12 protein-coding genes are annotated in these 11174 nt (G+C 67.1%); 9 read left to right on the top strand and 3 right to left on the bottom strand.

What is annotated here, in order from left to right; genetic code table 11:
* Nucleotides 1-4: 4 nt before the first annotated feature.
* The 3 genes from K7711_RS25930 to K7711_RS25920 all read right to left on the bottom strand — a co-directional run bounded on the left by K7711_RS25930 (nucleotide 5) and on the right by K7711_RS25920 (nucleotide 2062).
* Nucleotides 5-682: a response regulator transcription factor gene (locus K7711_RS25930; RefSeq protein WP_040826000.1), complete on the bottom strand. Its 678-nt coding sequence runs from the start codon at nucleotides 680-682 to the stop codon at nucleotides 5-7.
* Between the two features lie 164 nt (nucleotides 683-846).
* Nucleotides 847-1299, bottom strand: a complete 453-nt coding sequence (locus K7711_RS25925; RefSeq protein WP_222972046.1) for a flavodoxin family protein — start codon at nucleotides 1297-1299, stop codon at nucleotides 847-849.
* 49 nt (nucleotides 1300-1348) lie between these two features.
* Entirely contained in the window at nucleotides 1349-2062 is a 714-nt protein-coding gene (locus tag K7711_RS25920; RefSeq protein WP_222972201.1) for an enoyl-CoA hydratase/isomerase family protein, read from the bottom strand.
* A 150-nt stretch (nucleotides 2063-2212) separates the two neighbouring features.
* Between K7711_RS25920 and K7711_RS25915 the strand changes: the two genes are divergently transcribed.
* The 9 genes from K7711_RS25915 to K7711_RS25875 all read left to right on the top strand — a co-directional run bounded on the left by K7711_RS25915 (nucleotide 2213) and on the right by K7711_RS25875 (nucleotide 11042).
* Complete coding sequence (locus K7711_RS25915) at nucleotides 2213-3745, top strand: AMP-binding protein (protein ID WP_222972045.1); 1533 nt, start codon at nucleotides 2213-2215, stop codon at nucleotides 3743-3745.
* Nucleotides 3746-3918: 173 nt separating this feature from the next.
* On the top strand, nucleotides 3919-4638 hold the full coding sequence (locus K7711_RS25910) for a TetR/AcrR family transcriptional regulator (RefSeq protein ID WP_308014944.1): 720 nt from the start codon (nucleotides 3919-3921) through the stop codon (nucleotides 4636-4638).
* 163 nt (nucleotides 4639-4801) lie between these two features.
* The gene (locus tag K7711_RS25905; RefSeq protein WP_222972044.1) at nucleotides 4802-5029 is read left to right on the top strand and encodes a hypothetical protein; all 228 of its coding nucleotides are present in this window, start codon (nucleotides 4802-4804) and stop codon (nucleotides 5027-5029) included.
* Nucleotides 5030-5137: 108 nt separating this feature from the next.
* A complete protein-coding gene (locus tag K7711_RS25900) occupies nucleotides 5138-5881 on the top strand; it encodes a hypothetical protein (RefSeq protein ID WP_222972043.1) in 744 nt (247 codons plus the stop codon).
* A gap of 35 nt (nucleotides 5882-5916) precedes the next feature.
* Nucleotides 5917-6642, top strand: coding sequence for a hypothetical protein (locus K7711_RS25895; RefSeq protein WP_222972042.1), 726 nt, complete (start codon nucleotides 5917-5919; stop codon nucleotides 6640-6642).
* Between the two features lie 8 nt (nucleotides 6643-6650).
* The gene (locus tag K7711_RS25890; RefSeq protein WP_222972041.1) at nucleotides 6651-7112 is read left to right on the top strand and encodes a hypothetical protein; all 462 of its coding nucleotides are present in this window, start codon (nucleotides 6651-6653) and stop codon (nucleotides 7110-7112) included.
* A 252-nt stretch (nucleotides 7113-7364) separates the two neighbouring features.
* Nucleotides 7365-7919: a TetR/AcrR family transcriptional regulator gene (locus K7711_RS25885; RefSeq protein WP_222972040.1), complete on the top strand. Its 555-nt coding sequence runs from the start codon at nucleotides 7365-7367 to the stop codon at nucleotides 7917-7919.
* A 162-nt stretch (nucleotides 7920-8081) separates the two neighbouring features.
* Nucleotides 8082-9668 (top strand): GMC oxidoreductase, encoded by a 1587-nt coding sequence (locus tag K7711_RS25880; RefSeq protein WP_222972039.1) that lies wholly within the window; start codon nucleotides 8082-8084, stop codon nucleotides 9666-9668.
* 60 nt (nucleotides 9669-9728) lie between these two features.
* Nucleotides 9729-11042, top strand: a complete 1314-nt coding sequence (locus K7711_RS25875; RefSeq protein WP_308014943.1) for a lipase family protein — start codon at nucleotides 9729-9731, stop codon at nucleotides 11040-11042.
* The last annotated feature ends 132 nt before the right edge of the window (nucleotides 11043-11174 follow it).

Raw genomic sequence — 11174 nt, 5'->3', positions numbered from 1 at the left:
ACGGTCATGCGCGTGGGTTGCGCTCGGGCACCGGCAACCACCCGTCCTCCACCGCGCGCTTGTACAGGTCCGTCTTGGTGGGTGCGGGACGCCCGGCGTCGGCGTATTTCTGCCGGATCCGGCCGAGGTAGTCGTTGACGGTCTGCTCGGACAGACCCGTCATCCGCGCCACCCGCGATGCCTTCTCCCCCGATGCGTACAGGGTCAGCACCTCCTGCTGACGCGGACTGAGTCCGACGTCGGGCAGTTGCGGATCTCCGTCGATGGCCGCGGCCCAGTCGGTGGTGACCACCTGCTCGCCGGATGCGGCCGCACGCACCGCCGACACCACGGTCTGCACATCCTCGGATTTGCGGACCACCCCGAGCACCCCCGCTCGGGCGGCCGCACGCACCAGGAACGGATTGTCCGCACCGGTGAATACGAGCACCTCGTGCCCGCCCTCGCGCAATGCGCGCACATTGTCCTCCGGCGCGGACCCGTCGGCGAGCCGCAGATCGAGTACCACCAGATCCAATTCCGGTGCGGCGGAGAACAGTTCGGCCACGGTCCCGGCAGTGATGATCAGGTCCAGATCCGGCTCGGGCGCCAGCATACTGGCCAGCCCGAGCGCCACGGATTCGTGATCTTCGACCAGCCCGATCCGTCGCGGCCGGACCGCGCCCTCATATGTCGGCTCCACAGCGCTCTCACCTCTTCCCAGATCCCGTGTTCCGGGAACGACCACCTCGCCCCTTCGATCGGCACCCACACCGACCGAATCCGGAACGTATCGGATTCGAGTATGCCGGGGCAGCAGCCCCGACGTGAGCCGTTGATTCCATGGGGGGAGCGGAAAGTGACCGGTCAGGACATGAGTTGCGCCGCGACCGTCGCGCCGAGTTCCCAGCACGCTTGCAGATCGTCCTTGGACGGTTTGCCCGACACCGTCACGTACTCGGCGGACTTCACCCACCCCAGCCCGGTGGTGATGGCGGTGACGCCCTTCTCCGCGCCTTCGGTGCCCTCGTTGCCGTGCAGGTAGAGGCCGAAGGGGCGGGCGCGGGTCGAATCGAGGCAGGGGTAGTAGATGACGTCGAATGCGTGTTTGAGGGCGCCGCTCATGTAGCCGAGGTTGGCCGGGGAGCCGAGCAGGTAGCCGTCCGCCTCGAGGACGTCGGTCGGGGACACTGCCAGCGCGGCGCGGCGCACGACTTCCACGTCTTCGATCTCGGGATCGGTCGCACCCGACACCACGGACTCGAACATCGCCTGCATGAACGGTGACGGGGTGTGATGGATGATCAGCAACGTCGGCACGGACCCAGGCTAGTGGGCGGGGTCTGCGACTCGCAGGAGCAGCGAGGCGCTACTTCTTCTTCAGCGCGCGATCCGCGGCGGCCCAGTGTTCGTCCGAGATCCACAGGTGGGCGAAGGCGTCGACGGCCTCGTCGGGGGTGACGCCGGACAGGACGTGTTTGATCCGGCCGGCGGGAACGTTGGCCAGGGAGCGGGCCAGCGTGCGCCAGCCTTCCTCGAAGGACTCGCGTGGGAGTACGCGATCGATCAGCCCGGCCCGTTCGGCTTCGGTGGCATCGAGCACGGCGCCCGAACCCGCGAGCAGCAGTGCGCGACTGCGGCCGACGAGTGCGGCCAGCCGTTCGGCGCCGCCCCACGCGGGCATGATGCCCAGGGCGACCTGGTTGAATCCGATCCGGATGTCGTCGGCGGCGACCCGGATGTCCGCGGCGACGGCCACCTCCGCGCCACCGCCGAAGGCGTGCCCGTTCAACGCGGCGATCACCGGGGCCGGGAATTCCGCGAGCCGATCGCAGATGCCGCGCATCCGCCAGGCCATCTCGGCCGCGCCGTCGAGGGTGCGGATCGCGGCGAGTTGTTTGAGATCACCGCCGGAAACGAACGCCTTGTCCCCCGCACCCCGGATCACCAGTGCGCGTGCGCCCTTGGCGGCGTCCAATGCCTCGTCGAGCTGATCCATCGTCTCTGGCGCGATGGCGTTGCGCGCCTGGGGACGGTCGATGGTGACCACTGCCAGCCCGTCGTCCAACTCGAGGTCGACCACAACCGGTTCTCCGATCAAGATATTGGAATTCTTGTATTTGGAGAATAGTATATCCGCCACGGACAGCCCCCGTTTCGATGATCCCTGCAACCACCCGGCAGCCCGCGGGTGTGGCCGTCACGCCCGCGCATCCGGACTTGGAGTCCCACCATGCGCACGATCCCCACCGAACTGGTCAAACGCTACGAAGACGAGGGGTGGTGGACCCGCGACACCCTGGGCGATCTGCTGGCGCGCGGCCTGGCCTCGGCGCCCGGCTCGACGCTGCGCGTGCACTCCGCGACCCGGCCCTACACCGGCACCTTCGCCGAGGTCGAACTGATCGCCCGCCGCCTGGCCCAGGGTCTGCACGAGCGTGGCGTTGGCCCCGGCGACGCGGTTGCCTGCCAACTGCCCAACTGGATGGAGGCCGCCGCAACCTTCTGGGCCACAACGTTTCTCGGGGCGATGGTGGTCCCGATCGTGCACATCTACGGCCCACGCGAGGTGCGGTACATCCTGGACGCGGTGCACCCCAAGGCGTTCGTGACCACCGACCGCTTCGGCTCGATCACCTACGACCCGGCGGTGTACGAGCGGGTGCCGATCACCGGAATCGTGGGGAGCACATTCGAGGACCTGCTCGCGGCCGAGCCCTTCGAGGGAGTGACCGCGGTGGACCCGAGCGGTCCCGCCCTGATCGCGTTCACCTCGGGAACCACCCGCGCACCCAAGGGCGTGGTGCACAGCCACCAGACCCTCGGCTGCGAGACCCGCCAACTCGCCGAGCACTATCCCGACGATCTGGGCCCGCAGATCACCGCCGCACCGGTCGGGCATTTCATCGGCATGCTCAACGCGTTCCTCATCCCGATCCGCGACGGCATCTCGGTCGACCTGGTGGACACCTGGAATCCGGAGCTGATCCTGAACCTGATGACCACGTACGACATCACCTTCGGCGGGGGCGTGCCGTACTACCTGACCAGCCTCATCGAACATCCCACCTTCGGCCCGGACCATCTGGCGCGAATGAAGTACGCCGGAATGGGCGGCGCGTCGGTCCCGGCCTCGGTCACCGAACGCCTGACGAATCTGGGCCTGACGGTCTACCGCTCCTACGGCAGTACCGAACATCCCTCGATCACCGCCTCGGACGCCACCGACCCCCGTCCCAAACGCCTCTACACCGACGGCGACCCGCAGCCCGGCGTCGAGATCATGCTCACCGAGGACGGCGAAATCCTCAGTCGCGGACCGGATCTGTGCCTCGGCTACACCGACGACGCCCTCACCGCGAAGGCGTTCGACGCACAGGGCTGGTACCACACCGGCGATATCGGCGTCCTGGACGCGGACGGCTACCTGACCATCACCGACCGCACCACCGACCTGATCATTCGCGGCGGGGAGAACATCAGCGCACTCGAGGTGGAGGAGGTGCTGCTGAGCATGCCGCACGTCGTCGAGGCGGTGGCTGTGGCCGCCCCCGACGACCGGCTCGGCGAGCATGTCGCGGCGGTGGTGCGCCTGGCCGCCGACTCCCCCGAACCCTCACTCGAGGATCTGCGCGCGCATTTCGCCGAGGTGGGCCTGGCCAAGCAGAAGTGGCCCGAGGAGATCCACGTGGTCGAGGATTTCCCGCGCACGCCGAGCGGCAAGATTCAGAAATATCGCGTGCGCCAGAGCATGATTCGCGATTGAGCGCCCGGAGGCGGTACGCTCCGTATCCCGTGTGCGATCGGGATACGGCATCAATAGCGTTGTGCCGCAAACGCTCCGCACTCGGTCGGCAATTACGCTCGACTTCGTCACCGAAGCGTCTCCGGATAAACCAAGTAACGATGTTACTGTAGTAACCGTGTTACAGTAATGGTGTGAGCAGGGCCCCTGGACGCGACGCGTCGGAGCAGATCATCGACGTGGTGCTCACGTTGCTGCAAACCGAAGGTTACGACGCGGTGCAGCTACGCGAGGTGGCACGCCGTGCCCGCGTCTCACTGGCGACGGTCTACAAGCTGTTCCACACCCGCGACGAACTGATCGTCACCGCGATCGAGCGGTGGATGGCCGATCACGCCTACCCGGACCTCGCACCGCCCGGCCCCGAGGAAACACTGCACGACGGCCTGATGCGCGTACTGCACAGCGTCTTCCAGCCCTGGGAACGCAGCCCGAAGATGCTCGAGGCCTTCCACCGCGCCCGCTCGGGTCCGGGCGGGACGCGACTGGACACCCAGGGCCTGGACGCGGTGCTGCCGGTAGCCGGTCAGATCTTCGGCGGCGCGGATCCGGAATACATCGAGGACGTCGGCCTGGTCCTGGCCAACATGGCCTACGCCCTGATGGGCCGCGTCGCGGACAAAACCCTCGACATCACCGAGATCCTGCCCATCCTGGAGCGGGTGATGCGCCGTTTGACCGCGAACAACGAACCGGCCGCCCGCCGCGCCCGCAACCGCCCCACCGTCGGAGATCCCGCCCACCCGCTGCGCCTGGATCCGACCGTCATCGCAGCCTTCAACCGCGGCATGGAAGTCGCCGCAGGCTCCCAACCCGAGGATCGCGACACCACCCGCCACTCGGACGCCAGCTGACCCCGGTTCGACCGAGCAGTCGAGAAATATTGCGGCCCTGGATAATTGCCGTGTTACTGTGAGGCGTCGCAGTCGGGCTCATGAGCAGCAACGGCAATGATGAAAATGGGGGGAACCATTGGTTGGCTTCACTGTCGACCCATCCAAGCTTTCTGGGTTCACGGTGGATCTACAGGACCTCGGAGCCAACTTCTCGTCGAACGCCAAGCGGCTGCTGCCGAAGGTGGCACTGCCCGCTGGAACGACGGGACAACTGGCCGCGCTGACTCTGCCCGTTCAACAACTGAACACCACGCTGTCCAGCGCGTATCAGCGGGATTCGGGCGTCTTCGATACCCTCGGCGCGAACCTGGGCACCGCGAAGAATCAATATCAGAATTCCGACGAATAGCACGCCGCCGGCCTTTCCCGGGCAGCGACCACCCTCGACGGGCAGAGCGTTGCCGCGACCAGTTCGGCACAAGGCCTCACGCGGTACAGCGGGCTGCAGCTCCCGGCATTGCAGGACGCGCAGGAGGTCCAGTACACGGTCCGCCAGGTGGTCACCGCGAGCATCGAGGCCCTGACCCCATACGACGAGCCCGTGAGCCGGGCGATCGGCATCAAACCCGTCGCCGACTATCTGTCCCCGCTTTCCGCGGACTGGGAGGCTCTGCGATCGGTGGGCAAACAGATCGGCGTACTCGGAGTCAACGACTACGTGGCGTCACAGAACCTTTCCAACGGTGCCGGCTGGTTACAGAAGAGCTGGTCCGGGGAGGCATCGAGCGCATTCGGGACCACCGCGACCGCCTTCAGGCAATCCCTGGCCGACCGCAGCGAGGACCTCGATGCAGTGGCCAAGATCGTCGAGAACGGCGGGCTGCTACTCGAACGTCTCGTGTACAACCAGGCAATGGATCTGGCCGACACCATCACCAAGTCCATGCACTACCTCAATTTCACTCTGCCCCTCGGTGTTTGGGCGCAGCTGGGCGGCGGTCACCTCCGGGAGCCGATGCAGTCCGAGGTCTCCTCGGCCGTCGATGCCCTGAAGAAATCGGCCGCGGCCCGGCACGACGCGATATCGGCCACCATCGAGCGCATCTCCGGCGCAGTGAACTATCAGCCGGGCCGCGCCGCCCCGACATACAACCCGAGCGAATTCGAGTTGCCCGCCAAGGTCACCGTGGACCTCGGCGCCAGCCGATACGGATACGGCAACAGCGTCTGGTTCGAACACACCATCGGCTCCACGAGCTGACCTAGCGCTTTCGACATCGACGAACCTCGAGGACCATGACACCGATACCCGATCCGCTCCCTCACCCGCCGGACGATTCCGGGGCAGGCGCATGGGGCTCCCAGCCCATCTACAGCCGCGCCGACGATCTCGCTTTCGCCCAGGTCGCCGCCGCCGCGGTCGTCGCCGCGGATTCGCGAGGCTGGACGCACGCCGCCCGTTTTCTGAATCACTACCTCGACAACACCGGCGACCCGCTGGACCCCAAGGTCGACGAACTACTGCGGGATGTGTCCGACGCCGACAACAACGCGAACAGAATGGCCGCGACAGAGATCCAGCAGGTCGCCATCAGAGCATCGTCCGCCAAGAACTACGACAATCCGGTGCAATTCCAGTCGCAATGGGAGGGCTACACCTTCGATCAGACGCAGAGCCCGGATTGGTTCTTTGCGATGGGCTCCATCCACATGTCGGTGACAGGTGTCGTCACCGTGAACAAGCCAGCCGATGGCGCACAGCCGAACATCACCACCGAGTACAAGGTGTGGGTGCACGACCGTTACAACTGGGATGGTGGCAAGAGCACCGAGATCGCCGGTGTCACGGTCACCGACAAGCGCATGGGGGCACTGCACACGGCGGGGCTGGCGCGCGAATACGAGATGGATGGATCCAGCGGAGCCCGGCAGTACGCGGGGCCGGTGCCCTCGAGCGGGCCGGGCATTCTACCGGCCGCGCACGGCAGCCGAGACGGAGGAAGGACCGACCCCACCCGATGAAGTTTGCCATGCCCAGAATCCGGCAGGCGATACTTGCCTGTGCCCTCGCATGCCTGATGGCCATCACCGGGTGCCTGACAGGCTGCACCGGCAGCAAGCCGACCCAGAAGCCTGCCGATATCGCCAGGGAGGCTTCGGATTACGGCGGCATCGTCCTGCCCCCCAAGGCCACCCTCCTCGCTGCCCGGTCGACGGACAACCGGGTCATCATTTACCAACTGGCGATATCCACAGATCCGCAGGGGCTCACCGAGCTACTCACGGCATCGAAATTCACCGCACCACTCACCAGAACCACCTATCAGTCCGAACACGCCATTGCAGGTCCGCCGCTGCAGACCTCGCCATCACTGGTGCGGGCCTACGACTACTACTCGCGTCCTGACGGAAAGCATGTCAACCGCACCATCGTCGTGGACGAGCGGGACTCCTCGACCCGCTACGTCCACATTCAGCTGGCGAGCAACTGATCCAGCGCGCATCGGCGCGAATGACGTCGCACGAATACAGCTGGGCCACAGCATCTTCGACCCGAACGACCGGCCGGCGGATCGGCGATCCGGTAACCAGAGCCACGCCTGTTGCCGAGAAATCGCTCATACCGTGTCGCTGCCGTGCTCGATCGGTCGGCTCCGGTCTGCTCCGGACGCAGCGGTTCGGTTCTGCGGGATGCCCGGCAACCTTTGGCAACGCCGATGCCGACGATCGCAGATACTGGGGGGATGCGGTCGCGGAGGAAGATCCTGGACGCCACGCTCGAACTGATCGCGAGTGAGGGCTTCGGCGGTGTGAACATCGCCGCTGCCGCGCATGCGGCCGGGGTTACTCGGCAGACCGTGTACTCGAATTTCGGCTCTCGCGAGGATCTGGTCTCCCAGGCGATGGCCGATCTGCTGTTCCGCGCGACGACCGGCCTGCGGTCTCGCCTCGCCGAGATCGACGACGCCGCCGAATACATCGTCGAGTTGTTCGTGGTCGGGCGCGCGGTGGTCCGCGACGACCCGATCCTGGCGCGGCTGGTGCGCATCGAACCGGGGAACCCGATCTTCGACGCCGACATGATCGCCCGCGCGAAACCCATTGCCCACGAATTGCTCCGGCCACTGATGAAGCTGGATCCGGCGATCGAGCCACAGTTGGACGACATCGCGCAGATCGGGATCCGCCTGGGGTTGTCGGTGGTCCTGTTCGACGACCCGGACATCGAGTCCGACGAGGATCTACGGCGACTGATCGCGCGCTGGGTGGTGCCTGCGTTGTCGCTCACACACCGTTGATCTCCGATCACGGATGTAATTCTTGACACTTTCGTAAGTTACTGTCTAGTTTGAGCGAGCCCGGACACGCCGATTCGGGCAGAACTGCCGCAGTGCAGCGGACGGTCGGGATGCTCGGCCTCGCGCATGCGGAGATGTCCGTCGGCGTTCTGGAGGTCATTCATGCCCGCACTCTCGCGTCGCTCCTTCCTGGGCGCGACCGCCGCCACCGGAGTCGCGCTGGCGAGCACGGGAATCGCTCGCGCCGATACCAATCCGGCCGCACGCGTTCCGCTCACCCGCGAGGAGCACCGGGTCATCGTGATCGGTTCGGGCTTCGGCGGTGGCGTGGCATCCCTGCGGCTGGCGCAGGCGGGGGTTCCGGTCCTGGTGCTCGAGCGTGGACGGCGCTGGCAGACCGGCCCGAACGCCACCACGTTCCCGCTGGCGACCAAGCCGGACAAGCGCATGCTCTGGTACCGCTCGAACCCGAACGTCTTCGGCACGCCGCTGATCTTCGAGCCCTACACCGGCCTGATCGAGGCGGTCGCCGGGGACAACATGACCGCCCTGTGCGCCGCGGGCGTCGGCGGCGGATCGCTTGTCTACCAAGGGATGTCACTCGAACCGACCGAGGCCGTGTTCGCGTCCATGTTCCCGATGGACCTGGACTGGCAGACGATGAACCGGGTGCACTACCCGCGCGTGGCACGCATGCTGAAGCTGGAGACCGCACCCGACGCCCTCGTCGACAGCCCGAACTACAAGGCCGCCCGGATCTTCGCCGAGCACGCCCGCAAGGCCGGGCTGCCGGTGTCGAAGATCCCGATGCCGATCGACTGGAACTACGCGCTGGACGAGTTGCACGGCAAGATGACCCCCTCCTACACCAACGGCGCCGGCGCGCTCGGGGTCAACAACGGCGGTAAGCATTCGGTCGACGTCACCTACATCGCCGCGGCCGAGGCCACCGGCCGGGTGCAGGTCCGCACACTGCACGAGGTCACCGATATCCAGCGGGCCAGGGACGGCCGCTGGACGGTCTCGGTGAACCGGATCGACACCTCCGGCAAGGTCCTGGAGAACCTGATCCTCACCACCCCGGCGCTGATCATGGCCGCGGGCAGCCTGAACACCACCAAACTGCTCGTGCGCGCGGCCGCCAAAGGCCACATCCCGGACATGCCCGCCGGCCTGGGCGGCAACTGGGGCACCAACGCGGACCGGATCTACGTGTGGTCCCAGCCGAACGAGGCGTTCGGCTACCCGCAGGGCGGCCCGGTCGTCTTCGGCAGCCTGAACTGGAGTGATCCGGCCAACGCGGCCACCCTCATCCAGGCGTCCATCCCGCCGATGGGCATGGACACGCACAGCACGATGATGGTCGGCTACGGCGTGAGCAAGGCGCGCGGTCACTTCGAATACACCGCGGCCGACGACAACGCCGTACTGCGCTGGCCGCACGAGGGCGACGCGGTCATCCAGAACGGCCGGATCGGGCCGCTGGCGAACCGGATCGCGGGGCCGGGCAGCATCCTGACCGATACCAACCTGGGTTTCCCCTCCACCTGGCATCCGCTCGGCGGGGCGAGTATGGGCTCGGTCTGCGATGCCGAGGGCCGGGTGCACGGTCAGCGCGGGCTCTACGTGCTCGACGGTGCGCTGATCCCGGGCAACTGCGGGGCGTGCAACCCCTCGATGACCATCGCGGCCGTCGCCGAACGCGCCCTGGACCACCTCGTGCCGCAGGACGTGGGCAGCGTCATCTGAGGTCGCCACCGCCCGGATGCCCGCTCGGCAGTCCGGGCTTCTACAGAGGGGAAATATCCAGTGCAAGAACATAATTCGCGACTACGCCGGTTCGCCGCGTGCACCGTCGCCGCGGTGGCCGTCGCGGCCGGATCCTGCGTCACCGGCGCCGTGGCCGCCGATGCCGCACCGGTCAGCGCTTTCTACGCCCCGCCCGCTCGGCTGCCCGCGCAGCCGGGAGCGGTCGTGAAGTCCGAGCCGATGCCGATCTTCGCGACGCTGCCGGGCGGCGGCGGGCAGTGGCCGGTGGCCGCGCAACGCGTGATGTACACCTCGCGCACCCAGGACGACGCGCCGGTCGCGGTCAGCGGCACCTACATCGAACCGACGCGGCCGTGGCAGGGGGGCGGCCCGCGTCCGACGGTGGTGATCGCACCGGGCACGGTCGGGCAGGGCACCCAGTGCGCCCCCTCGATCGCGTTCTCCACCGGCTTCGTCGTCAGCACCGACCCGCTGTCGATGTCGCCGAATCAGGAGGCGATCGCCGCCGCGGCGTGGAGTTCGATGGGTGCGCGCGTCCTGGTCACCGATTACATCGGCCTGGGCACGCCCGGGATCCACACCTATGTGAACCGCGTCGAGGAGGCGCACGCGGTCCTCGACGGCGCGCGGGCCGCGAACCGGCTCGGCGGTGTTCCCGACAGCACTCCCCTGGTCTTGTGGGGCTACTCCCAGGGCGGCGGCGCGACCGCGGCGGCCGCGGAGTTGCAGCCCGGTTACGCACCCGATCTGAATCTGAAGGGCACCTGGGCCGGCGCCCCGCCCGCGGATCTGGCCAAGGTGCTCGGGCAGGTCGACGGGACGCTGATCAGCGGCGTGATCGGCTTCGCCATCAACGGATTCGTCGCCCGGAACCCGCAGCTGCGCACCGCACTGGACAGCGCGGCCACACCGCAGGGCCACGCGGTGCTCGACGGCCTGGCCTCCGACTGCATCGGCGACGTCATCGTGAAGCAGCCGTTCATGCGCACCAGTGCGCTCACCGTGGACCACCGCTCGATGCTGGATCACCTCAACGCCATCCCCGAGGCCGTGCAGGTGCTGAACGAGCAGCGCATCGGCACGCTGCGCCCGAGTTCCCCGGTGCTGATCACCAGCGGCCGCAACGACGACACGGTGCCCTACGGCCAGGCCCGCCGGCTCGCCTCCGACTGGTGTGCCAAGGGCGCCACGGTCACCTTCCGCACCAACAACCTCCCGCCCATCCTGCCCGGCGCCACCCTGCCCAACCACTTCGGCCCCGAGCTGATCGACGGTTACGGCACCAACAACGCGATCGGCTATCTGGTCGACCGCTTGGACGGAAAGCCGGTCTCCGGCTGCACGATCGACTGATCGGCTCGCCGAACCCGGCTCAGGCCAGGAGTATTCGCCATCACTACGGCCGATACTCCTGGCCGCCCGGCTTTTTCGTAGATCCACCCCACCAGCGAGCACTCGCAGGCAACGGCAACATAATAGCAATCG

It is taken from the genome of Nocardia coffeae, assembly GCF_019890715.1.
Taxonomy (GTDB): domain Bacteria; phylum Actinomycetota; class Actinomycetes; order Mycobacteriales; family Mycobacteriaceae; genus Nocardia; species Nocardia jiangxiensis.
Note: the sequence above shows the minus strand (reverse complement) of the source record. Positions and strands in the feature narration are given on the sequence as shown.

Excerpts from the sequence above, each read along its gene's own strand:
- K7711_RS25880 (WP_222972039.1), top strand. The coding sequence starts at position 8,082 with ATGCCCGCACTCTCGCGTCGCTCCTTCCTGGGCGCGACCGCCGCCACC.
- K7711_RS25915 (WP_222972045.1), top strand. The coding sequence starts at position 2,213 with ATGCGCACGATCCCCACCGAACTGGTCAAACGCTACGAAGACGAGGGG.
- K7711_RS25895 (WP_222972042.1), top strand. The coding sequence starts at position 5,917 with ATGACACCGATACCCGATCCGCTCCCTCACCCGCCGGACGATTCCGGG.
- K7711_RS25885 (WP_222972040.1), top strand. The coding sequence starts at position 7,365 with ATGCGGTCGCGGAGGAAGATCCTGGACGCCACGCTCGAACTGATCGCG.
- K7711_RS25890 (WP_222972041.1), top strand. The coding sequence starts at position 6,651 with ATGCCCAGAATCCGGCAGGCGATACTTGCCTGTGCCCTCGCATGCCTG.